The 25297-nt window shown below is 24.9% G+C and carries 24 protein-coding genes; 23 read left to right on the top strand and 1 reads right to left on the bottom strand.

Annotated features, from left to right (window positions below):
• Positions 1 to 165 precede the first annotated feature (165 nt).
• The 18 genes from AACL15_RS03250 (at position 166) to AACL15_RS03165 (ending at position 19429) form a co-directional block, all read left to right on the top strand.
• Entirely contained in the window at positions 166 to 1029 is an 864-nt protein-coding gene (locus AACL15_RS03250; protein WP_339033396.1) for an HAD family hydrolase, read from the top strand.
• 38 nt (positions 1030 to 1067) lie between these two features.
• The gene (locus tag AACL15_RS03245) at positions 1068 to 1979 is read left to right on the top strand and encodes a type I phosphomannose isomerase catalytic subunit (RefSeq protein WP_339033394.1); all 912 of its coding nucleotides are present in this window, start codon (positions 1068 to 1070) and stop codon (positions 1977 to 1979) included.
• A 121-nt stretch (positions 1980 to 2100) separates the two neighbouring features.
• Positions 2101 to 4587 (top strand): fructose-specific PTS transporter subunit EIIC, encoded by a 2487-nt coding sequence (locus tag AACL15_RS03240; protein WP_339033392.1) that lies wholly within the window; start codon positions 2101 to 2103, stop codon positions 4585 to 4587.
• A 119-nt stretch (positions 4588 to 4706) separates the two neighbouring features.
• Positions 4707 to 5492, top strand: a complete 786-nt coding sequence (locus AACL15_RS03235; RefSeq protein ID WP_339033390.1) for a hypothetical protein — start codon at positions 4707 to 4709, stop codon at positions 5490 to 5492.
• A gap of 83 nt (positions 5493 to 5575) precedes the next feature.
• Positions 5576 to 8074, top strand: coding sequence for a glucose PTS transporter subunit IIA (locus tag AACL15_RS03230; RefSeq protein WP_339033387.1), 2499 nt, complete (start codon positions 5576 to 5578; stop codon positions 8072 to 8074).
• Positions 8052 to 9452 carry a glycoside hydrolase family 1 protein gene (locus tag AACL15_RS03225; RefSeq protein ID WP_339033385.1) on the top strand — a complete coding sequence of 467 codons (1401 nt, stop codon included), beginning with the start codon at positions 8052 to 8054 and terminating at the stop codon, positions 9450 to 9452. The genes AACL15_RS03230 and AACL15_RS03225 overlap by 23 nt, the downstream gene beginning before the upstream one ends.
• Before the next feature lie 143 nt (positions 9453 to 9595).
• Complete coding sequence (locus tag AACL15_RS03220) at positions 9596 to 9895, top strand: hypothetical protein (protein ID WP_339033383.1); 300 nt, start codon at positions 9596 to 9598, stop codon at positions 9893 to 9895.
• On the top strand, positions 9895 to 11289 hold the full coding sequence (locus AACL15_RS03215) for a PTS sugar transporter subunit IIC (protein WP_339033381.1): 1395 nt from the start codon (positions 9895 to 9897) through the stop codon (positions 11287 to 11289). Before AACL15_RS03220 ends, AACL15_RS03215 begins: the two co-directional genes overlap by 1 nt.
• A gap of 282 nt (positions 11290 to 11571) precedes the next feature.
• Positions 11572 to 12003, top strand: coding sequence for a hypothetical protein (locus AACL15_RS03210; protein WP_339033378.1), 432 nt, complete (start codon positions 11572 to 11574; stop codon positions 12001 to 12003).
• A complete protein-coding gene (locus AACL15_RS03205; RefSeq protein WP_339033376.1) occupies positions 11981 to 12487 on the top strand; it encodes a hypothetical protein in 507 nt (168 codons plus the stop codon). Before AACL15_RS03210 ends, AACL15_RS03205 begins: the two co-directional genes overlap by 23 nt.
• Positions 12487 to 13593: a hypothetical protein gene (locus AACL15_RS03200; protein WP_339033374.1), complete on the top strand. Its 1107-nt coding sequence runs from the start codon at positions 12487 to 12489 to the stop codon at positions 13591 to 13593. The genes AACL15_RS03205 and AACL15_RS03200 overlap by 1 nt, the downstream gene beginning before the upstream one ends.
• Positions 13583 to 14638 (top strand): hypothetical protein, encoded by a 1056-nt coding sequence (locus AACL15_RS03195; protein ID WP_339033372.1) that lies wholly within the window; start codon positions 13583 to 13585, stop codon positions 14636 to 14638. Before AACL15_RS03200 ends, AACL15_RS03195 begins: the two co-directional genes overlap by 11 nt.
• A gap of 2 nt (positions 14639 to 14640) precedes the next feature.
• Entirely contained in the window at positions 14641 to 15393 is a 753-nt protein-coding gene (dagF, locus tag AACL15_RS03190) for a 2-dehydro-3-deoxy-phosphogluconate aldolase (protein WP_339033370.1), read from the top strand.
• Positions 15386 to 16498, top strand: coding sequence for a MupG family TIM beta-alpha barrel fold protein (locus AACL15_RS03185; protein WP_339033368.1), 1113 nt, complete (start codon positions 15386 to 15388; stop codon positions 16496 to 16498). Before dagF ends, AACL15_RS03185 begins: the two co-directional genes overlap by 8 nt.
• Positions 16498 to 17706: a hypothetical protein gene (locus AACL15_RS03180; RefSeq protein WP_339033366.1), complete on the top strand. Its 1209-nt coding sequence runs from the start codon at positions 16498 to 16500 to the stop codon at positions 17704 to 17706. The genes AACL15_RS03185 and AACL15_RS03180 overlap by 1 nt, the downstream gene beginning before the upstream one ends.
• A gap of 11 nt (positions 17707 to 17717) precedes the next feature.
• On the top strand, positions 17718 to 18545 hold the full coding sequence (locus tag AACL15_RS03175; RefSeq protein WP_339033364.1) for a MurR/RpiR family transcriptional regulator: 828 nt from the start codon (positions 17718 to 17720) through the stop codon (positions 18543 to 18545).
• 13 nt (positions 18546 to 18558) lie between these two features.
• Positions 18559 to 19113: a hypothetical protein gene (locus tag AACL15_RS03170; RefSeq protein ID WP_339033362.1), complete on the top strand. Its 555-nt coding sequence runs from the start codon at positions 18559 to 18561 to the stop codon at positions 19111 to 19113.
• A gap of 1 nt (position 19114) precedes the next feature.
• A complete protein-coding gene (locus AACL15_RS03165) occupies positions 19115 to 19429 on the top strand; it encodes a PTS lactose/cellobiose transporter subunit IIA (protein ID WP_339033360.1) in 315 nt (104 codons plus the stop codon).
• A 139-nt stretch (positions 19430 to 19568) separates the two neighbouring features.
• On the opposite strand, the gene AACL15_RS03160 is transcribed toward AACL15_RS03165, so the two are convergent.
• Positions 19569 to 20399: a MurR/RpiR family transcriptional regulator gene (locus AACL15_RS03160; protein WP_339033358.1), complete on the bottom strand. Its 831-nt coding sequence runs from the start codon at positions 20397 to 20399 to the stop codon at positions 19569 to 19571.
• A 143-nt stretch (positions 20400 to 20542) separates the two neighbouring features.
• Between AACL15_RS03160 and AACL15_RS03155 the strand changes: the two genes are divergently transcribed.
• From AACL15_RS03155 to AACL15_RS03135, 5 genes are all read left to right on the top strand, one after another.
• Positions 20543 to 22441: a PTS transporter subunit EIIC gene (locus tag AACL15_RS03155; protein ID WP_339033356.1), complete on the top strand. Its 1899-nt coding sequence runs from the start codon at positions 20543 to 20545 to the stop codon at positions 22439 to 22441.
• A 1-nt stretch (position 22442) separates the two neighbouring features.
• Entirely contained in the window at positions 22443 to 23117 is a 675-nt protein-coding gene (locus tag AACL15_RS03150; protein WP_339033354.1) for a ribulose-phosphate 3-epimerase, read from the top strand.
• 1 nt (position 23118) lies between these two features.
• Entirely contained in the window at positions 23119 to 23541 is a 423-nt protein-coding gene (rpiB, locus tag AACL15_RS03145) for a ribose 5-phosphate isomerase B (RefSeq protein ID WP_339033353.1), read from the top strand.
• Positions 23542 to 23692: 151 nt separating this feature from the next.
• Positions 23693 to 24394 carry an ABC transporter ATP-binding protein gene (locus AACL15_RS03140; RefSeq protein WP_339033352.1) on the top strand — a complete coding sequence of 234 codons (702 nt, stop codon included), beginning with the start codon at positions 23693 to 23695 and terminating at the stop codon, positions 24392 to 24394.
• A gap of 1 nt (position 24395) precedes the next feature.
• Positions 24396 to 25280 carry an ABC transporter permease gene (locus AACL15_RS03135; RefSeq protein ID WP_339033351.1) on the top strand — a complete coding sequence of 295 codons (885 nt, stop codon included), beginning with the start codon at positions 24396 to 24398 and terminating at the stop codon, positions 25278 to 25280.
• Positions 25281 to 25297: the final 17 nt, after the last annotated feature.

Genomic DNA, 25297 nt, shown 5'->3' with positions numbered 1-25297 from the left:
ATTTTAGTAATTAAACCATTTATTTCTTAAATATTTTGTTATAAATAAAGTAATATAAATATTTTTGTATTTATATTACTTATTAGTATAAACCTAATATAAGTTTATAAATATATATTTTTTAGAAAAAATCAAGTTAAAATAAATTTATAATGGAGGAATAAAATGAGAGAAATAAAAAAAATAGCAGCCACTGATATGGACGGGACAATTATTTTTGAATTAGATACTATCAGTGAAGCAAATAAAAAGCACTTATTAAATTTTCAGAAAAATTCAAATAATAGTTTAACTATTGTTACAGGAAGAAACTATTTTTTAACAGATTTTGCTGTAAAAGAATTAAATATTAATTTACCAGTAATTTGTTCTAATGGAGCTTCAGTAATTGATCCTCAGACATTAAAATATGTTGCAAAAAGACATTTTAAAAAAGCAGAAATTAAAGAGTTATTAGAGAAATTTTTAAATACAACTATTGATATTTGCGTTCCAAATGATTTTAGAACACATTTTATTCAAGATGAGGAGTGAATTGAGTCATTAATTGAGAATAAAATGAACTTAGATTTCTCACATTTTCCTGATGGAAAAGTTTTATATAATTATAAAAGTTTAGAGCAATTAATTGAAAAGGGTTTAGATTTAGATGAAAGCTTTCCAGTTTTAGTAGCAAATGTTAAAAATGATAAGCAATTAGAGTATGTTAGAAATATTGTAAAAAATAATAACGTATTAGCTTTGGAATTTCCAAGAGGTGATAAATGCAGAGTTGAGATTTTTAAAAAGGGTGTAACAAAAAGCTGGGGCTTGAATAAATTATTAGAAAAATATAATTTATCAAAAGAAGACATTCATTTATTTGGTGATGAACACAATGATTTTCCAATGTTTCAAGATTTTCCTAATTGCTATGCTGTGGGAAATGCAATTGAAGGTATTAAGGAATTATCTAAAGAAGTCATTGATACTGTTCAAAATGCAGGTGTAGGAAAAAAATTAAATAAAATTATTGAAGAATTTAAATAATAAATATTTTTTTATAATAATTGAAGAGGTAATGAAAAATGAAAAATAAAATTATAAAAATTAGACCTTTCTTTTCTAAAAGAATTTGGGGTGGAGAGAAATTAAAAGAATATGGTTTTGAAATTCCAAGCAATGATATTGGCGAAGCCTGATTGATATCTGCTCACGAAAATGGAATGTCTTTATTAGAAGATAAAACTACTTTTAAGTCTTTTTTTGAAAATAATAGAGATAAATTTGGAGTAAGTAAAAATCAACAATTTCCATTGTTAGTAAAAATAATAACAGCTAATGATTATCTTTCAGTTCAAGTTCATCCAAATGATGAATATGCAAAAATCCATCATAATTCTTTGGGAAAACCAGAATGCTGATATATAATGGATTGTCCAAAGGATGCTAAATTAATTTATGGTCATAAAGCAACTAATATGAGTTCATTTGAGAATTTAATGAATAATGGAGAATGAAAAAAATTATTAAAAGAAGTAGAAGTTCAAAAAGGAGACTTTCTTTATGTTGAACCAGGAAAAATTCATGCTATTACTCCTGGAGTTGTAGTTTATGAGTTACAAAGATCAAGTGATATAACTTATAGATTATATGATTATGATCGAGTTGATGAGAAAGGAATAGCAAGAGAATTACACATAAAAGAGAGTCTTGATAATCTTACAATTCCTGATTCAAAAGATATTATTATTAAAAAACAAAATAATCTTAAGTTTTGTTGTGATTTTTTCTCATTTGAAAAAATCAAAGTTGATGGAGATAAAAATTTTATTTGAACAAAACCAGATAATGTAAAGTGATTTCAATTTACTATTTTAAAAGGAAATTGTAAAATTAACTCTATAAATTTTACAATGGGGGAATCAGCTATTTGTATTGATAATTTAGAACAATTAGAAATAATTGGAAAATGTGAAATGATTATTGCTTGAACATAAAAACCTCTAAAAAATTCATATTTTTATAAAACCTTTTAGGTTTTTTTTCTTTTATAAATAAGAGATTGACTTTTTAGGTTAATTGGAAAATAATCTCTATGAAAGGAAAAAAATGGAGAATATGGAAAATATATATAAAGAAAAAAATATTTTTTTAAATATCGACCTCAATTCAAAAGAAGAAGTTTTTAAATATATTTGTAATAAAGCAAATGAGTTAGGTATCTTTCAAGATACAGAAAAACTTTTAAAAGCTTTTTATGAACGAGAGTCACAAGGCACAACAGGTTTTGAAGATGGTTTTGCAATACCTCATGCTAAAGTTAAAGGTATTACATCAGCTTCAATAATTTGTGTTAGAACATTAAATGGAGTTGAATGGCAGTCTTTAGATGGTGAACCATCTAATGTTATAATTGCACTTATTATTCCAGAAAATGCTTCAAAAGAGCATTTAGATATTTTAAGTCAAACTGCAAAAAAACTAATGGATGACAAATTAAGGCAAAAGTTAAAAGATGCAAAAGATGCAAAAGAGTTTGCAAAATTAATTCAAGTCAAATATACAATTTCAAAAAGTAACTTAGAAGACAGCAAAAAAACAGGTAAAAATATTGTAGCTATTACAGCTTGTGTTGTTGGTGTTGCTCATACTTATATGGCAGAAGATAAATTGCTTTTGGAATTAACAAAAGCAGGACACAATATTAGAGTTGAAACACAAGGAAGTAAAGGAGTAGGAACACCTTTAACTGCAAAAGAAATTGAGAATGCTGATGTTGTAATTATTGCAGCGGATACAAAAGTTGATTTAGATCGTTTTAATGGTAAACTTGTTTATCAAACTCATGTAGCAAGAGCTATTAAAGAACCTTTAAAATTAGTTGATGAAGCTTTACTAAAAGCTACAATTCAAGCAAATAGTGAATTTAAAAATGAAGGTGGTATTAGTAAAACAAAACAAGGTGTATTGCAACATATTTTAGCAGGAATATCATATATGATTCCTGTAATTATAATGGGTGGAATTTGTTTAGCATTTTCAATTGGGATTGCTAAAGCAATATGAGGACCTGGAGCAGGAACTGGAGGACCAATTGGTGAAAATGGTGAACCCCTTTATCCTTGAAATCCATTAGCTGTAATGGATAAAATTGGTGGAGCGGCTTTTGCTCTAATGATTCCTATTTTAGCAGGGTTTATTGCTAATTCAATTGCAGGAAGGGCTGCTTTGGCACCTGCAATGTTAGGAGCATTTATAGGAAATGATGCTTCTAAATTTATGCCTTTACCAGGAATGACAGAAGTTTCAACACCAACAGGATTTATTGGAGCTATTATTTCTGGATTACTAGTAGGATATTATGTAAAATGAGTTAATACATGAAAAGTTCATAAATCACTTAAAGCTGTTATGCCTATATTCTTTATTCCTTTAACAGCTGGGATTGGGATATCAATTTTATTTATTTATATTTTAGGTGGACCAATTGGTTGATTAATGAATCAACTTTCTTCTGCTATTGAAGCAGGATATAAAAGTGAAAACTTTGGTATTGGATTAGGTATTGGATTAGGTATTTTATTAGGGGCAATGGCATCATTTGATATGGGAGGACCTATCAATAAAATTGCCTTTGTAACTTGTTCTGCACTAGTAACTTTAGAAAATCCTATTGCAGAGCCAATGGGAGCAATGGCAGCAGCCATTCCAGTTGCACCATTGGCAATGGGATTAAGTACTATTTTATTTAAAAGATTTTTTACAAATGAAGAAAGAGGGTTGGGTATCTCAGCTATGATAATGGGTACAATTGGAATCTCAGAAGGAGCAATTCCATTTGCCATTAGAGACCCAAAAAGAGCTATTGTTGCAAATGTTCTAGGTGGAATGGTTGCGGGAGCAATAGCAGGAGGATTTCAAGTTACAGACCTTGCAGCACATGGGGGACCAATCGTGGCAATATTAGGAGCTGTTCCATATGGATGATTTACAATAATATTTTTTATTGCAATTTTATCAGGAGTTGCAGTAACAACTTTAGTTTACGGAACATTATTAATTATAAATAAAGGAACTATAGGTTCTTTAAAAGAACATCATGTTCTAAAATTAGAACAAATTATTGAAACTAAGAAAGAAAAACAAGAAGAGATTAAAAATAAAATGTTGACTTTAAAAGTATTATTAAAATCAGCAAAAACTCAAGATGAATCAAATAATATGCAAAAACAGATTGAGGATTTAAAAAAAGAAAAAGCACAAATTAATTTTGAGGCAAAAGAGCAAATTCATGCTGCCAAAAGTGCTTTTGATCAAATCAAAGATAGTGAAAAATTATTTATTAAAGAAAATTTAAGTGCAACTAAAGAGTTTATTCAAAATTCAAAAGAAGCTAGAAAAAAATCTTTACATGAAATATCTAATAAAAAAAATAATGAGATAGCTGACTTAGAAAAATTTGATAAGAAAAATTATATTGTAAATTATTTAAATAAAGTTGAAAATATTAAAGATGATTATCAAACACAAATTATTAATTATCAAATTAAATTAAAAGAGAAGTTTATAATTGATTATAATAAAATTTTAAATAGCAAAATATAGTAATAAAAGAGTGTTTAAATATTTTTATTCAAAATTATTTAGATATTCTTTTTTTTTTTTTTTTCTATAATATTAAAAATATAAATAAAAATTTATTAATTAGTAGAGGTGAAAATTATATGAGAATTAGAGAGAAACTTAAAAATGTTATAAAAACTAATGATAAAACTCTTGATTATCAAATTGCTAACTTTATACTAAAGAATGCTTATAAAAATATCTTTTTTAAATCAAAGGAAGTCTCTTCTAAACTAAATATTTCAAAATCAACTTTGACACTTTTTTCAAAAAGACTCGGTTATGAAGGATACGGAGAACTTTTACATAAATTAATTGCTGAGATGGAGTTTTATGGATTAACAGAACAAAGTAATAATCAAGAAAATGAATTAAGTTTAATTGATTGAATTGATATAACTGACTTTATTGATAGTTTAGAAATCCAAAAAAAATTAGATTTTTTTGTAGAAGAAATTAATATTTCAAATAGATTAGCAATAATAAATAGTCAAGAAAATGACTTTAAATTACTTACTCTTTTTTCACAAATAATTAATTATAATAAACAAACTTTTTATTTTAATAATAGAAAATTTGAAAGAAGTTTATTAATGAAATTAACTTCAAAAGATACAATTATTTTTTTTGTTACAGGACTAGACATTGATGAAATTATTAATTATATTAGTATTGCAAAAGATAATAATATAAATTTTTTAATTATTACAAGTGAATCACATGTTTCAAAAGTAAAAAAATATCAAGATGATTCAAACAAAATTATTATTATAAAGTCATTAACAGGGTTTACTAGAGAAACAAGAATATTAATTAGATTAAGCCAAATTAATATAATACTGACTAACTTAATATTTAAGTTAACTAAACAAGTTCATAATAAATAAACGAGTTTAATAAACATAATATTTTTCATTTTTTTCTTAAAATTATTATTAGTTAGAAAAAATTCTAATAAGAAAGGAAACATATGGAAAAGATAAAGATTTATGCTCCAGTTGATGGGATTGTAAAGGCGATTGAGAATATTTCAGATCCTGTTTTTGCAAGTAAATCATTAGGTGATGGAGTTTATATTGAACCAAGTTCAGATATTTTTTACTCGCCAGTAAAAGATGGAAAAATAGAATTGATTACAGATACCAAACATGCAATATATTTTTCAACAAATAATTATAATGTTTTAATGCATATTGGTTTAGAAACAGTTGAACTTTCAGGTAAACCATTCTCATTATCAAAAAAACAAGGTGAAAAAGTTACTCTTGGTGATGAAATTGTTAAAGTTGATTGAAAAACAATTGAAAAAGCTAATCTAGAAAAAGTTACTCCTGTAGTAGTGGATTTAAATTCTGTTTCAAAATATAAATTAACAATTAAAAATGAAGGAAAAAAAGTTAAAAAGGGAGAGTTAATTTATGAGATAGAAATTGAAGATGCCAAAATAGTTAAAGATAAAAAAATTCAAATTGAAAAAAGAGAAGGTAAATATAAAACTCTTGCCTTGCAATATTTAACTGCCATTGGTGGTAAAAATAATCAAAGTCTTGTGCATAACTGTATGACAAGATTACGTTTTAAAATTATTAATAAAGGTCTTGTTAATGAAAAGGCTTTAAAAGAAATAGAATTAACAAAAGGAATTAATTGAAATGGTGAAGAGCTTCAAATAATTATTGGTGGAGAAGTTTATAAAGTTAAAGATGAATGTCAAAAAATAATTGAAAATAAATCAACAAATTATGAAAAAACAAAAGTAACTAAAGTTCCAAGAAAACAAAAAATTATGGGAGCAATTACAGCTATTGTTTTTCCAACTATTCCAATCTTAATTGGAACAGGAGTAATTAGTGGATTGCAAGCCATTCTTGCAATCTCAGGTGTAATTTCAAATCCAGCTCCTGGTCAATCAGTAATGGAGTTAGATTTATTTAGTGCCTTGATGTTTATTATGTCAAAAGTTGGAATTGAATTGGTTGGAATTGTATTTTTATGTAGTACTGTGAAATATTTTAATGGAGATCCATGACTTGCGATATGGTTAGGCGCTGCATTAACAAGTAGATATTTATTTGGAAGTGGTTGAACTTTATTTACAGTATTTGGAAATCCCATTGTTATTAAAACTTATGAAGGTACAGTGTTACCAATGATATGTGCTGGTTTATTATTAGTATTTCTAAATAATTGAATTAAAAAATGAATGCCAACTTCAGTTGATATTGTATTTAGACCAGCTTTAGTATTTTTATCAACATTCTTAATAATGTTATTTACAGTAGGACCATTTTTTAGAATTATTGAACAATTTATTGCCAAGTTTGTAATTCTATTAGGAAAAATTCCATTTGGTATTGGTATGGCGATATTTGCAATGATATGACAACCACTTGTATTAACAGGAACTCACGTTGCTGTAGTTACTGTTATTACATTACCAATGAATGATGGAGATCCATCAGCAATGTATGCTTGTTTACAAATAGCTATTATGGGACAAATTGGAGCTGTTTTAGCTTTAAGTTTTATTACTAAAAATCAAAAAACAAAACAAGCAATCTTTGCTTCATTACCTGGGGCTATGTTTGGAGTGACTGAACCAATTATTTATGGTATTAATTTACCAAAAATAAAACCATTTATTTTTGGTTGTGTTGGTTCACTAGTTGGTGGTTTTGTTGCAGGTATACTAGAAGTTGCTCAATATAGAAGAACTGGAACTGGTATTATGTCTTGAATGGGATTAGATATTGGATGAGGAATGGTATTTGGTATCTTAGCTGGATTTGTTTCATTATTCACAGCTCTAATTTTAACATTGATGTTATATCAAGACCGTAAATCTGAGTATATTGCTTTCAGAGAAAACAATAAGCTTTTATTAAAAACAATTAAATTAAATTTTGATTTTGATGATGCAAAATTAAAATCTCTAAAAGAGCAACTAGTAAAAGAAACTTTACTTATTAAAGCGTTTAATAAAAATTATAAAAATTATGAAAACAACTTAATTGATTTACAAAAGAAACAAATCAAAAAACAAAATATAATTAACAAATTTGAAATGAAAAAGGAAAAACTTTATAACAAAGTCTTGAAGTTGGAATATAGAGACTTAGAAAAATATAATTATTTTGCAGAGAAATATAATAATTTAAAATTATCTGAAACTTTTAATGAGCTATTAAAAGAAATTAAAGAACTTGAATTGAAATTAGTTAATTGTGAGAAAGAAGTTAAAGAATTTAATATAGAAAAATATAAGGACATTTCAAATTTTATTGATAAATTAAATATTAATAAAAATCAAATATTAGAGGATTATAAAAAAAATTATTTAAATGCTTTTAACTCTATTGATATTGCATATGAATTAATAGAAGTTAATAATATGGAATGAACAAAAAAGGAAATTCTCAATTTAAAAACAAGAGAGGAAATAAAATATGTCAAACAAAATACCAAATAGTTTTTTATGGGGTGGATCAACTAGTGCCTATCAATTTGAAGGAGGTTACGATCAAGAAGGTAAAGGAAAATCTATTCAAGATACACGAACAAATATTCCGCAAGGAACAACTGATTTTAAAATAGCCTCTGATCATTATAATCTCTGAGAAGAAGATGTCGCTTTAATGGCAGAAATGGGATTTAAGTCATATAGATTTTCAATTGCTTGAACAAGGATTTTACCTGAAGGTGATGGGCAAGTTAATAAAGCAGGAATTGAATTTTATAATAATTTAATTAATGAGTTAATAAAGTATAAAATAACTCCAATAATAACTATGTTTCATTTTGATTTACCACATAGTTTAAATATTGATGGAGGTTGGTTAAATAAAAGAACAATTAATGCTTTTGAACAATATGCAAAAGTATTATTTGAATCATATGGTGATAGAGTAAAGCATTGATTAACAATAAATGAGCAAAATGTCATGATTTTATTTGGTGAAATTGTTGGAATAAATTTACCAAAAGAAGGTAATAAACTTAAAAATATATATCAAGTAAATCATCATATGATGTTAGCACAAGCAAAAGCAATTAATTTATGTCATGAAATTGTTAAAAATGGTAAGATTGGTCCTGCTCCAAATATCTCTAGTGTTTATGCAAACTCAAATAAACCCATTGACCAATTTGCAGCACTTAATATGAGAGTTATGAGAAACTGATTTTATTTAGATACTTGTGTTTTTGGTAGATATAACTCTTTGGTTATAAATTATTTAAAAGCAAATAACTCAATGTTTGAATGTAGTGATGAGGAAATGAAAATAATTAAGAAAGCAAAACCAGACTTTATAGCTTTTAATTATTATGCTTCTTCTACTGCTAAAATGCCTGAAAGTGATGAAGTCTTTGATGAATTACCCGATCAGCAAAAAGTAAAAAGTGTTAAGGGTATGTATGAACAAGTTAAAAATAATAATTTATTAAAAACTCAATTTGGATGAGAAATAGACCCATTAGGTTTTAGAAATACAATCAGAGAACTTTGAGATCGATATCAATTGCCTTTAATAGTTACTGAAAATGGTATTGGAGGATATGACTCTTTAACAAAAGATGGTAAAGTGCATGACGACTATCGAATAGAGTATTATAAAGTTCACTTAAAAGAACTTAAAGCAGCTATACTTGAAGATAAAATTGATATCTTTGGTTATAATCCTTGAAGTGCAATTGATTTAGTGTCTACTCATGAAGGAGTTAAAAAGAGATATGGTTTTGTCTATGTTAACAGAGATGAATTTGATTTAAAAGATTTAAAGAGATATAGAAAAGATAGTTTTTATTGATATCAAAATTTAATTAAAACAAATGGTGAAGAACTTTAATAGAAATTTATTTTAAAACTAATATGAATAGTCATAATGTGGCTTTGAGTATTAGTTTTTTTATTTTTAATATTGGAAATATTTTCATAAATATAAGAATATTATCAAAATTTTTTCCTTTAAAATATCATTGGAGGTATTATATGAAAAAAGGCTTATTAGTTTGCAGCGGTGGGATTTCAACTACAATGATTGCAAAAAAATTAAATGAGTGTGCTAATGGTTATATTGAATTTGAAGCCAAAGGCATAATGACTGATACAAGTTGATTAGACTATTTAGAAGATTATTCAATATTACTTGTATCGCCACAAATCAAACATATGTATTCAAAACTTGAAGAAGATGTTGATGGAAAAATTAAAATGATTCAAATTGATGCTCAGTATTTCAATCTTAATTCTATTGCACAATTTTGAGAAAAAAATAAGGAGAGTATATAATGAGTTCAAAAGGTAAAGATTCTAAAGAAGATTCAAAATTAAAAATTTGAATGAATAATAAATTAATACCATTTTTTGGAAAAATTAGTACTCAAAGGCACTTATTAGGCATAAGAAATGGAATAATGGCAGCATTACCATTTATATTAGTAGGAAGCGTATTTTTGATTATTTCAAGCATTCCAATAGGTACTGGAGATGGACAATTATTGTCTACGCTTTTTCCACAGCAATTAAAAGTGGCTTTTGATCTAATTAATAGATTTACTTTTGGTATTATGGCTTTGTACATGGCAATTGGTATTGGTTCTGAACTTGCCAGATTAAGCAGATTGAGTTCAACTCAAGGTGCTGTTATAGGAGCAATGGGATACATAATGTGAATATTGCCATTATCTTTAAATGTAACTGTTCTTTCCGAACAAGAAGCGGCTCAATTGGCAGAATTATTAGATAAAACAGGTGTATCTTTTAGTATTTTAAGAGGCGGATTATGAATTAATATAAAAGATTTAGGAGGTTCAACTGCTTTTGTTGCAATTGTTTCTTCCACAATTTGTGTAGAGATTTATAGAGTTTGTCTTAAATATAGAATAACTATTAGATTACCAAAGCAAGTTCCAGATGCTGTAAGTAATTCCTTTTCAGCGCTAGTTCCAATTTTTTTTGGAGCTTTGATTATAGGATTTATTAGATACATTGTTGGTTTTGATTTAGCAAATTTTCTTAAAGATGCATTGGCACCAATGGGAAACTTTCTGGTAAGTAATTTACTAGGAGCTTTAATTATTATATTTTTAATTGTGTTTTTATGATGATTTGGAATTCATGGAGGTTCTCTTGTACAGTCCATTACAAGACCCTTTTGAATAATTGCTTTGGAAGAAAACCAAGAAGCATTTAAGAACGGTGAAAAAATTCCTAACTTTTTTATAGAACCATTCTTTCAATGATTTGCCCAAGTAGGTGGAGCAGGAAATACTTTAGGTCTTGTTATTGTTGGTTCAATTATATCCAAATCTGCTACACTAAAATCTATGTCAAGGACAAGTCTTGTACCAGGAATATTTAATATTAACGAACCAATATTATTTGGTTTACCAATATTATTAAATCCATTTATGTGAGTTCCATTTGTATTAGGGCCAGTTGTATCAGCAACAATAGGATACTTATTGCAAATTACATTTGGTATTCATTGAGTGACAATGGCTCCTTGAACAATGCCAGGACCATTGGGAGCATTCTTTGCAAGTGGTAATCAATGGGAATCCTCAATAGCTGCGTTGATTGTATTAGCATCATCAATTCTAATTTGATTTCCATTTACACTAGCATATGATAGATTTTTACTAAAAAAAGAAAAATTAGATAGTGAGTCAGGAGTTTTATAGGTGAATACATTTACTTTATTAATAATTTTCACTTTATTGAGTTTTATTAATTGATTAGGGGCTGTTCTTATTTATAAAAAATATGAGGGGAAATTAAAAGGTAAAAATTTATTTATTGGAATTATAGGATTAGTATTATTTATTGGTATAAGCTGATTAGTTGCAATATTTTTTCCCATAATAGTATTAATTATTTTTATAAGTTTTTATTTGCCCTGATGATTAAATTATATGTATTACTTATTAAAGCAAAATAAAGTTAAGGAGAGGATTTTTTAAATTATGAAAAAAATAAATCAAGATTCAATAGTCAGACAAAAGAAAGATTTAAAGAAATATTGTAATAATTGGGTTATTGTTTTAGCAGTTCTTACAATTATTTTATACATAATATATTTTACAATTCTTTGAGAAGAGTGAGGTGGAACTAGAAATTTATTTGGAGATAACAATTCAACAATGCTATTATTTGGTTTAAGTTTTTTAGTAATTGGGTCTTTTATTTATGGGTCTAACAGAAAAAAATTTAGTGCTATAAAATGAATTATTTATTTCATATTATTTTTCATAGCTGGAATTTTATTGAATAGTATTATTGGATTTGTAATATGATCTTTCTTACTTCTTTTTACTGGATTAGAAGTTGTTTTTAATATTGATAAATTTAAAAAATTAAAAAAGGATGAAAAAAATGAAACTAGAACAGATCAATAAATTTGAAAGTGTTTTATTTAAAAATAATATCTCTGAAATAAATAGAGTTTTTTCATCTGAGGTTTTCTTTAAAATTGATTTAACTAATTCTGAGTTCTGAGAAGAGTTTTTAGAATATTTATTTTTAAATTTAAAAACAAAAAACTTTAAAAAAGAAAAACTAAAGAAGGGAATTAATTTAAATATTGCTGATACAAAAGAAAATATAAGAAATTATATAATTACTGAGTATAAAGAGGGTGAGTGTTTAGAAATTGCTAATATAAATTCTAATCAAACTATTTTAACAAAAATATTTATTAGAACAAAAAATAATAGTAGAAAATATCCTACAAATATTTGATATCTAGAGTCACAAAGAACACTAAATGAAATAAGTAAAAAAGAACATAAAAAACTGCAAAGTGCTTTCAATTCAAAAATAATTAATAAAGTTATTCTTTTAAAAGATTATTTATTAAATAAGGTAAGAGATATTAAGTAATGCTAAAAATTTTAAATATAAAAGATATTAATAATAATTTAATGAATATATATGTATTAAAGGGATTAATATTTTTGAAAAGACCACTAAGATTTAAAGAGGAACAATTTAAAGAAATAAGTTTGGATAAAGATACATATGTTAGTTATGGTTGAATTGATAGTCATGTTCATTGCAATAATGAAAATAAATTATATGGTTCTATTATCGATGAAATTGGATATAAAAAAGGAGTAACAACAGTAATAGATGCAGGAAGCGTTGGTATAAATGAGATTGAAAAAATGTGAGGTATTAAGGAAAAAAATATTACAAATTTAAAAATACTACTTAATATTTCTAAAAAAGGAATTTATAGACAATCAGAGTTATCAGATTTAAGAGATATTAAAATTGATTATAATAAAAAGTATAAAAATTTTATTGTAGGTTACAAAGCTAGAATGAGTAACTCAGTCACACTAAATACTGGTCTAGAGTCTTTAATTATTTTTTCTAATATCAGAAAAAATAGGAATATAAAAAAACCCTTAATGGTTCATATAGGTAATGAACCACCAAGTTTTTTTGAAATAGTAAAATTACTAAAAAAAGGAGATATAATTACACATATTTTTAACTATAAGAATAATTCAATCTTCAATAAGGATTTTACATTAACAAATAATTTAAAAAATGCACTAAGAAAAAAAATACTATTTGATGTTGGGCATGGTAATGAAAGTTTTATATTTGATTGTGCTAAAGGAGCTTTTAAAAATAATTTTATTACTGACATTATAAGTACAGATATTTACGAAACAAATATTAAAAATAATAAAGTTAAATCTCTTGCTGTAACAATGAATAAATTTAGAAAAATTGGTATGAAGTGAAGTGACATCATTGAAAGAGTTACAAAAAACCCATATAGTTATTTTAAAATTAAAAAAATGGGAGAAATAAAAAACAAAAACTTTGCAAATTTAACATTTTTTAAAATTACAAAAAATAAAGAGTTAGAGATTGACTCAAAGGAAAATATTCTAAAGATAGAAGAACAAATAATTCCCATTGCAGTTATTGTAAAAGGTCAATTTTATGAGGTGAATAATAATGATAAATAAATTTAGAAAAGTAATTAATGCTGACGGAAGAATGACTATTTTGGGTGTGTCAAAGTTTAATTCAAAAGTTGCTCAAGCTATGGAATACGCAGGCAATAACTTCTTTATTATGTCAGAGTTTAAAAATCACATTAATGATGAAATAAAAAAATTAATTAAAACTGAAAATGTTTGTGTTGTTAATTCTGCTTCTGCTGGTATAACATTAGCAGCAAGTGCAGCAATATATAAAAATAAAATTTATGATGTTAATAAAATTATTCCTATAAAAAAAGAGATAATTTTAGCTAAAGGTCACAATATTGATTTTGGAGCTCCAATTGAGTCTTTATTAAATTTAGTCAATACAAAAGTGATTGAAGCGGGATATGCAAACAAATGTCTTGTTGAAGATTATCAATATTGTATAAGTGAAAATACAGTAGCCGTACTTTATATAGTATCTCATCATTGTGTTCAAAAAAATATGGCTTCATTGGATGAAGTTATTGAATTATGTAAAAAAAATAGTATTCCATTAATTGTTGATTGTGCTGCTGAAGAAGATATTTTAAAATATTCAAAAAAAGATATAGATGTTGTTATTTTTTCTGGATCTAAAGCAATTGAAGGGCCAACTTCTGGTTTTGTTTTTGGAAAAAATAAAGAGCTCATTGAAAATATTAAGAGACATCAAGATATTATTGGAAGATCAATGAAAATAGGAAAAGAAAATATTTTTGGATTACTGGAAGCTTTAAAAAAATATAAAATTAATAAAAATATTAATTTTGAATCTTACTTTAAAATATTTAATTTAAATAAAAATATAAAATGTAAAAAAGATATTGATACAAGAGGTATTCAAAGAATACGCTTTGAAATAGTAAATAGTAAAGTTAGTGCAATACAATTGTCAAAATATTTAAAAAGTGGTGATGTGGCCATTTATCTTAGAGATTATTTTGCCAATCAAGGTTATTTGGATATTGACATTAGAAATATAAATATTAAAGAAGCAAATATTATTAATGATTCTATTTCATTATTTTTGGAGGGGAAATAAATATGAATAATAAAAAAATAAAATTTTATAAAAATAGAGTATGTTTGAATGTCTTAGCAAAAGATATAAAGAATGCAAAAGAAATTATTGATGCTACGGAGGGAAACGTAGTTGTCGGAATTTTATCAAAAAATTTTAAAGATGATGAATCTGCATATAACGAGATGATAAAATGAAAACAAGAAACAGATAATAAAATAAGTATTGGTTTAGGTTCTGGAAATCCAAAACAATCTTATATGGTAGCAAGATTAACCAAGAAAATAAATCCAGCACATACAAATCAGGTTTTTACCGGTGTTGGTCTGTCAATTGATAATTTTGAAAATAATAATACCTTTATAAATTGTCTTGTTTCTCCAACTGGTAAGCCTGGATATGTAAAAATAAATACAGGACCATTAAGTTCATTAGTTCATAACGAGGATGCAGTTGTTGAAATTAATACTGCAATTCAAATTATAAAAGATATGGGGGGAGACTCAATAAAGTTTTTTCCAATGAATGGTCTTTCAACTATTAAGGAATATAAAATTGTTGCTGATGCTTGTGGAAAAAATAATTTTAGTTTAGAACCTACAGGAGGTATTGATTTAGATAATTTTGAAGAAATACTAAAGATTGCGATTAAGGCCAGAGTTAAATTAATTATTCCTCATGTTTATAATTCTATTATTGATAAAAATAGTGGAGAGACTAACATAAAAAAGGTAAAAGAATTATATAAAATAATTAGAGGTCAAATATATGATTAAATTGAAAAATAAGTTAGGTATTTCTATTTATCCAGAGTTACTTAAGTTTGAGGAGATAGTTTCATATTTAGATCTTGCCAGTAAATATTCATTTGACTTATTATTTATAAATTTTATTGGAGTTATTGAAAAAAAGAATCGAACTCTTTTAGAAAAATATAAACAAACTATAATAGAAGCAAAAAAAAGAAATTATATTATAACTATTGATGTTAATAAATCTGCATTTGATACAGTTAATATTAATTATAAAAATCCTGACTTAAAATATTTTTATGAGCTAGGAATTGATTGTTTACGCTTGGATGATCAATTTAATGGTTTCTTTGAAGCAAATTTAACTTATAATCCTTATAATATTAAAATTGAGTTAAATCCCTCGACATTTAATTCGCAAATTGAGAATATTATAAGTTATGGTGCCAATAAGCAAAACTTACAAGCACTTCATAACTTTTATCCTCAAAAGTATTCTGGATTAGATTATGAGTTATTTAAAAAATATAATTTAAAAATAAAATCTATGGGTATTAATATTGGGGTCTTTGTTACAATAACAGATCATAAAAGCGACGGTCCTTGGGATGTTAGTGAAAATCTACCAACTCTTGAGATACATAGATTTTTAGAAATTGGAATGCAAGTTAATCATTTATTATCAAATGATTATGCTAGTTATATTTATATTTCTACACAATGTGCAAATATAAATGACTTTGAATCAATATTGAGACACTTTGATTTTAAAAAACATTTTAAAATCAAGTTAATAAATGGAGTTACTGAGCAAGAAAAAAGAATATTATCTTTTAACAATCATTTTATTAGAGGTGATTTATCTCAAAATATTTTGAGAAGTACTATTACAAGAGTAGAGTTTAAAGATATGGATATAAAACCAAGAAAATTCAATGGTGATATGATACCTATAGGATCCATAGTTATTCCAAATAATTCTTACAATAGATATAAAGGTGAATTACAAATTGTTAAACAAGAAATAAAAAATGATGGTTTAAGAAATGTAGTAGGTTCCTTAGAAGACAAATATTTATTTTTACTTAACGAAATTCATCCTTGGAATTATTTTAAACTAATTTTTTAATGTTAAAAGTTTTTATTGATTTAGGAACCACCAATTTAAAAATAGAAACATATAAGCACAAAAAATTAAAGGATAAATTTACAATTTCAAATAAAGATATATATTTTGATAAGGATAATTACTTTTATGCAGATAAACTATTTAAATTTTTGAAAAAATATTTTATCTCTTTAAATGATAAGTATGATGAAAATATATTTGTTATATTTTCATCTGCTATGCACACATTAATATTTTTAGATGATAATTATAATCAAATAGGTAAAGGTCATTCTCTTTTAGAAAAAATAGATTTCAAATTGAATGAAGATAAAAAAATTTTTTATAGAAAAATTAACAAATTAGTAAATTCAGAATTTTTGCCAATATATAAAATTAATAAATTCAATAAGATTAATTATAATTCAATAACAACTTTAAAAAGTTATATTCTATATAAATTTACTTGTGAGAAAGTAATTGAAATATCAGATGCTGTTGGGTTAGGTTTGATTGATTCTAAAAATCGAGTTTTTAGTAAAGAAATAATAAGTAGCATAAATTTAAAAGAAGAACTATTACCACAATTAATTCTTGAAAGAAAAATATTTGAATGCAATCTCAAAAAATTTCTATTAAAAATAGATTTAGGTATTTCTGATGGAGCTTCAGCTGCCATTGGATCTACTTTTAATAAAAATAGCATTTCATTATCAATAGGAACAACTCTTGGAATAAGATATATTACATCAAAATTTGTAGATACTATATCGGACTTTGATTATTGTTTTCCCATATATAATGATAAATGAATTTATGGTATTTCTTCATCAAATGGCGCAAATAATATTGAATTAATTATTTCAAAAATGAATTTAACTTTGGGTGATTTGAATAATATTAATTTTTCAAATGCAAAATTAATTAATAAAAAAGTGTTTTTCTATAAAGAGAGATTCAATCAAAGTATTTTAGAAATTAAAAATACTAATTTTAATATTGATTTATTATATACATATATTATTCAAATGATTAATAGAGTAAAAAAATATAAAAATATAATTGATTTAAATAAAAAAATTGAATCTCAAATTATTGCAACAGGTGGTTTATTTAATAATGTCCATATTGCAGCTTTGTTTAAAAAAGAATTTAAAAATGATATAATAATTTCAAAAGATAATAATTTTTCAATAACTGGATTAAAAAAAATTATCCAAAATTGATAAGGGGTAAAATTATGTCAAATGTAATAACAAAATTAAAAAAAATAAGAGTAAATAATGAATCTGATGCAAATATTGCAAATTATGTTATTGAGAATATTGAGATTATGGATAATATTGATATTAGGGATTTAGCTAAAAAAATAAGTCATTCTACAAGCAGTGTAACTAGATTTATCAAAAAATTAGGTTATAGCTCATTTAACGAATTTAAATATGAAGTAAAAAACTATATAAATAGTGTTTTGATGGAAAGTAAATATAAAAGTATTGATAATGAAAAATTAGGCATGATAATAAAAAAAGAAATTGCTTACATTAATGAAATTCTTGAACATAATAATTTAATATGAACTAGAGATAAAAAAGTTGATGAAATAATTGAAAAAATAATAATTTCAAAACAAATATTTATTTTTGCCTTGGGTGGAACTTATAGCGTAGGTTATGATTTTTGTCTAAAATTACAAAGATTAGGTTTTAATGCAAGCGTTTCAAATGACTCAGTTATTCAAGAAACCCTTATAAGTGCAAATTCAAAAAAAGACGGGTGTTTATTTATAATTTTTTCGCTTTCTGGAGAAACAAAACAATTGGTCTATGTTGCTGAGAAGATGAATAAAAGAAAAATGTTTTTGATTTCTTTTACAGGAATTGAAAATAATACAATTAAAAAGTTATCAAATTTAAACCTATCTGTTTTTAATAATGATAACCATTTTAAATCACTTATTAAAGGAAATAGAATATCTTTTATATTTCTTATTGATATTTTAATTCAATTAATTATAAATCAAAACAGTGAGGAAAATTATAAATCAGTTTTAGTTACTACAAAATAGTTAAGGAAGATTTATGAAAAAAATAAATGAAAGAGAAGTCAGTCAAAAAAATTACTTAAATGGAAAGTCATGAAGTTGATGAATTAAACTTATTTTAGTTATTTTATCAATATTAGTTTTTATTATTTTGATTTGAGGCTTTGCCTTTAAGGGTTTTCTATATATTGAATATAAAAATAAAACAAAAAAATATTATAGTCAAATTGTAATACAAGAAAATAATGAAGAAGTTTGTAACCAATTAGATAGGACGTCTGAAAAATTTATATATAGATGTGAAGAATTTAGAGAAAAAAGAAATGTATATTATGATTATCAAAAAGAAAATGATGTTGTAATTAAATATTTAAATATATATCAAATTGAATCTTTAGCATCTAAAAGTTATATTATTTTTTCACTTACAAATACTTATTTTAATGATATTAGAATTGAAGAAAATGAAAATAATGAAGATTTATTAATGAGTTCTATTTTTTTTGTTTATAAAAAAGAAAATCAAAGATGATATCTTGAAGACTTATTATTTCAGTATAAAGATATAGAAAAATTAGGAGAATACAAATAAAATGAATGAAGAAATTATAAATGTAAGTATGGAATTAATAGCAACATCAGGAAATGCAAAATCATTAGCTTTATCAGCAATTAACATTGCTAAAAATGGAAATATAAAGGAAGCATTAAAAATGATTTTGGAAGCTAAAGTTGAATTAAATAAAGTTCATAATATCCATGGAGATTTAATTGCAAAAGAAGCAAGTGGCAAGAAATTAGATATCTCATTGCTTTTTATACATTCCCAAGATCATTTAACAAGTGCTATTATTATTATAGATTTAGCTGAACATTTTATTGATTTATATAACAAGTTAAATTTTTAAAATTAATTAAAATTTTCTTAATAAAAAAAATCCAAAATAAATTTTTTTGGATTTTTTTAATTTTTGACTTTTATAATAATTAATTGCTCTTTATAAAAAAATTGAATATTAATTTTAACAATTTATGTAGCTAATATTTTTAAGAATTATTTCATTTTAATGTCAATTTATTTCCCATCTCAATATTATTTTTAAAATTTTCAGTCTTTTGAATTAGTCTATTAAATATTATATTAATTATAAATATTTGAGAATAAAATGAACTTATCATTGGAAATGAAAATTTTTCCTTAGAGTTTATTGAATATAGAGCTGTGCATTTAGAATATTCTATAAATGAGTTTTTATTTGTTTCTTCATTTGATGTAATTAATAAATATGGTATATTGTTTTCCTTTAAAAAATTTAAAACAAATTTTATTTCTTTTGTTTTTAATGTATTTGAAATTATTATAGATATATTTTTATTTTTTAAAAACTCTGATTGAATTAAAAATCCATGAACTGAATCGTGCAAACTTGAAAGTATACCAATTCTTTGTAATTGATTATTTAAAAAGGCAGCTGAGTTTTTGGAATTTCCAATTCCAAAAATTGAAATATTTTTACTTTCCAAAATTATATTTACAAAGTTTTCAATTGCTCTTTTATCTAAGGTTTCTTCGGTTTTAAAAATTGAATAAAGACTTAATGCAGTTATACTTGAAATTGTATCGTCTATGCTTGAATTTGTTTCAATTAAAAAATTTTCCTTAAATTTATTTAGCATATTATTAATTTTTAATTTACTACCAAATTCAATTTGCATTTCTTTTAGTGATTTATAATTTAATTTCTTAACTAATCTTAAAATTGATGCATCAGATGCATAATAAATTTTACTTAACTCTGATATTGATTTACTTGTAAAGGTTTCAATATCATTTTCAATTTTTAATAAAATTAATTTTTCAGTACTTGTTAATTTCATGCAATCATTCCTTTTCTTCAAATCAATTATATCTTTTAAAAAATGTTGTTCAGCAACATAAAAAAAATAAAAAAAAATAATATTTTTTATGATAATAAAATAATGCTGAAGGATAGGACTATCCTCAATAGAAAGGTATTTATATGAAATTTTTTAAAAAAGACTCTTGAAAAGTTTTTGGAACAAAAACGACAAACAAAATTTCTAAGTTATCACAAGCAATAGTTTTTCCTATTGCAATATTGCCAATAGCAGGTATATTACTTGGAATTGGTGGTGGTTTTTTAGCAGCTGCTCAAACTCATAGTTGGGGAATTGGTTGAGAGAATTTTTTTCAAGTTATAAAAACTATAGGAAATATTGTTTTTTCTTGTTTAGGAATATTATTTGCATCATCAATTGCTTTTGGTTTTTCAAAAAACTCAAAAGGGGTTGCTGCTGTATCAGCAATGATTGCATTTATGACAATGACAGTTACAGTTTCTGCTCTATTTCTACCTCATTTAAATCAGAATAAGGATTTAATTGTCGGCTTTGACCCTTGAAAAATAACAGGTAATTCAAAATTGGTTGAAGTTGGTAAAAATAAAGGTATGTTATCAAATGTTATGGGTATAAATCCAACAATAGATCTTTCTGTTCTAGGAGGAATAATTGTAGGATCTTTAACAGCAATTATACACAATAGAACTTATAATATAAAGGTTCCTAGAATGTTATCTTTTTTTGGAGGAGAAAAGTTTGTACCAATTGCAGCTTTCTTTATGGGAATAGGATTAGGTATTATTATATTCTTTGTTTGACCAATTATAATGTTAGGCTTATTTCAAGTTGGTTGAGGTTTGGGGAACTGAATGAATGTTGGAAGTAAAGAAGAATATGTAAGAACATCAGGTTCCATTGCAGCATACTTTTTTGGAGTTTTTGAACAATTATTAATCCCAACAGGATTACATCATGTTTTTTATACTCCATTTTGATTTACATCAGTTGGTGGTACATGATATGCTCCAGAAATATCTGATGGAGTTATAACAGGGTGGAATTTATCTCAAGGAGCTTATACAATATTCTTTGAACAAATGAATTGAGTTGGAAGAACTTTTGAGATATCAGAAAGTGCCTATCAAAGTATTGTAGATAATAATATGACAAACTACTTAGATATTGTTTATAAAAGTGGTGATGCTTGATATATATCATTTAATCATTTTACTACAGAAGTTGGAACGGGATTTATGAGTGGAAGATTTGCTGTATATAACTATGGTCTTCCAGCAGCTGGTTTAGCTATGATTTTTCTAGCAAAACCAGAAAATAAGAAAGAAGTTACAGGGATTTTAGGTTCTGCAATAATTACTTCTATGGCAACTGGAATTATTGAACCTCTAATATTTTCATTTATATTAGTTGCTCCCATATTATTTGGAGTTCATGCATTAATTGGAGGTTTTAGTTATTTATTTGCATATCTCTTAAACGTTCAAGCAGGTAATGGTTTCACAGCTGGAATGATTGATTATGTATTCTTTGGCTTAATTCCTGGTTATTCAAGTGGAATAAACATTATTGGTGAAAGTGAGACGAGTATTTTTGGGATGTTTGCAGGGAGAAATGGGGCTTTATGAATAATAATTTATGGTTTATTAATAATTGGTCCAACATATTTTATTTCATTTTGAGCACTAATTAAATTTAAAAATCTTAAAACACCGGGAAGAAATTTTGAAGAAGAAGATGTGGCTCTAGAAAAAACTAAAGAGTCCTTAAATAAAAATAAAAAAAATAAGGAAAAATTAAATGGTGAAGAACAAGTTAAAAAGATAATTCAAGGACTGGGAGGGAAAGAAAATATAATAGAAATTAATAATTGTGCTTCAAGATTAAGAATTAATGTTAAAGATCCAAAATTAATAAAAGATAATTTATTAAATGAAACCAAAAATATGGGAGTAATAAAAAAAGGTCAAAGTATTCAAATAATTTATGGACCTCATGTTTCAAATATTTCAATAAATGTAAAGGAAGAATTAGGTAAATAATATGAAAAGAAAAGTTGCAGTCTCTATATATGTATTTAATTTTTTAGAAATAAGTAAAAAAATTGACGAGTTAGTTATAGCAGGTGTTGATTGAATTCATGTTGATATTATGGATGGTAATTTTGTAAATAACTATGCTTTATGTCAAAAAATTTGTAGAGATATTAAGGATAAGTATAGAAACTTAATTATTGATGCTCATTTAATGTGTTTAGAACCACAAAGATATATTAAATCCTTTGCAGAAAATGGAGTAGATCATTTTAATTTTCATTTTGAATCAATTACAGATAAAAGTGAGAAAAATATTATTAATATTATTAATGAGATAAAAAAAAGTGGTATGAAAGTGGTTTTGGCAATAAATCCTGAAACTAATCCAATAATTTTGAAACCTTACTTTGATTTACTTGATGGTGTAATGTGTATGTCTATCAAGCCAGGTTTTAATGGTCAAAAACTTAATAAAATAGTTTATGAAAATTTAAGGTATCTTTCAGATTATAAATTAAAAAATAAATTAAATTATTTCATACAAGTTGATGGAGGAGTAAGAGAAAATACATACCAAAAATTGAAGCTAGAAGGTGCAGAGGTTTTAGTTGTTGGAGCATTTATAAATAATAAGGAAATTAATTTAAAAGATCAATTAGAAAAAATTGAAAGGGAAGGATAAAATGAAAATTGCAATTGGTAGTGATCATGTAGGTTTAATTTTGAAAGAACCAATTAGAGAGTGATTCTATGAACTTGGTTATGAATTAATAGATGTTGGAACCAGTGAATTTGAAAGAACTGACTATCCTATATATGGTAGGAAAGTTGCTCAACTAGTTGCTGATAAAAAAGTGGATTTTGGAATTATTTTTTGTGGAACAGGAGTTGGAATTTCATTAGCAGCAAATAAAATAAAAGGAATAAGAACAGTTGTTTGTAGTGAACCATATAGTGCAAAACTTTCAAAAGAACATAATAATACAAATATTTTATCATTAGGATCAAGAGTCGTAGGATTAGAACTTGCTAAAATGATAATTAGTGAATGGATTAATGCTACTTTTGAAGGTGGCAGACATCAAAAAAGAATAGATATGTATTAATAAAACTTAAAAAATTGTAAATTTTAATAAAAAAAGTACTTTTTCAAGTACTTTTTTTATTAAAAAGTCTTAAAATCTAAGTTTTTAGGCATTAATTTATTTTTTTTAATATAAAAGTGTGATATAGTAATTATTTATAAGGAGAATTTAAATGAAAACATTAATAGAAATAAATAATATTTCAAAAGCCTTTGGTAAAAAAGTAATTTTTGAGAATTTTAATTTAGAAATAAAAGAAGGTCAAAAAGTAGCTTTAATGGGTGCCAATGGATGTGGTAAGACAACTTTAGTTGAAATGATTGCTCAATTCTCAAAGCCGGATTCGGGAGAAATTAAAATTCACTTAGAAGATAATATTAAACAAGAAATTGGGATTCAATTGCAAGAAGGTAATTGACCCACAGGAATTACAGCAAATAACATGTTAGATTTTTATAAAGCAGTATATCCAAAATTAACAAAAGAGTGAGAAGAAAAAATAAAAAATGTTTTTGAAATTGATGAGTTTATTAACAGACCTCTTAAAAAATTAAGTGGGGGACAAAGACAAAGATTTAATGCAATGATTTCAATTATGAATAATCCAAAAATTATAATATTGGATGAATTAACAACAGGTTTGGATATGGAGTTACAATTTAAAATTATTGATTTTTTTTCAAAAAATACAAAAGAATTTAATCAAACTTTATTATTGGTTTCGCATCATCCTGAAGAAGTTGAAGAAATGTGTGATCGTTTAATTATTATAAAAGATAGTAAAGTTTTTTATGATGATTCAATAGTTAATACAATTAAAAAACATAAATCAGTTAGAGCATTAATGGATAAGTTCTTTAAAGGAGAAATTTAAAATGAACAAATTAAAAAAACAAAAAGATTTAAATATTAAAAAACAAATTAGTATTTTTAATAACTTATCATTATTGCTTTCTAAATCTTTTATTAAAGAACCAAAGTCAATAATTTTTATGATTGTTGTTCCAATTTTCTTCAATATTATGTTCTTCTTTATAATGGGAGAAAAGTCTGGCCAAGGTCATTCAATTCTATTTGCCTATACATTACTACCATGTCTTACAATTTTAACTCTACTAGCACCAGCTGTAGTAGAATGGAAAAACTCTGTTTTCTTAAAAAGAATTGATATAACGGGAATAAGAAAGGGAATGTTTATAGGAGCACTTTGATTTGTATATTTAATAGCTGGAATAATAGCTTTTATATTAATGATGATCTTTAATTTAATATTTTCTGAAATTTATAGTTTAGCTTTAAATGACAACCAACCAACTTTTGCAAAATTGCTAGGAAATGTACACTGAGGTTATTTGATATTGTCTATGATTTTAATTACTTTAACTTCAATTGCTTTAGCCACATTGTTTGGTGGATTATTTAGTTCTGTGGGTTCAATGCAAGGAATGATTATGATGATTTACTTTTTTAGTATATTTTTGTCAGGCATAATGTTACCACCAGAAACATTTGAATCTAGTAAAGGAATGATTATATTTACATATTTTATTCCTCATAAATATGCAGTTTTTATATTCTTATATGCCACAAGAGGATGAAGTGGTGAGGGATGAGATAGTGAGTTTAATTGACATGAAAAACTTGGAGATGGATCAAGAGACTTTACAGCTACTTGACAACCAGTACTTGGAGCAATATTAATACTGATAACAATTTTTATAATTACTACTTTAACTTTTAAATGAACAGCAAAAAAATAAAAATGAACATATTAAAT

Source organism: Spiroplasma endosymbiont of Cantharis rufa (assembly GCF_964019665.1).
Taxonomy (GTDB): Bacteria; Bacillota_I; Bacilli_A; order Mycoplasmatales; family Mycoplasmataceae; genus Spiroplasma_A.
This window is presented reverse-complemented; position numbering and strand designations above follow the sequence as displayed.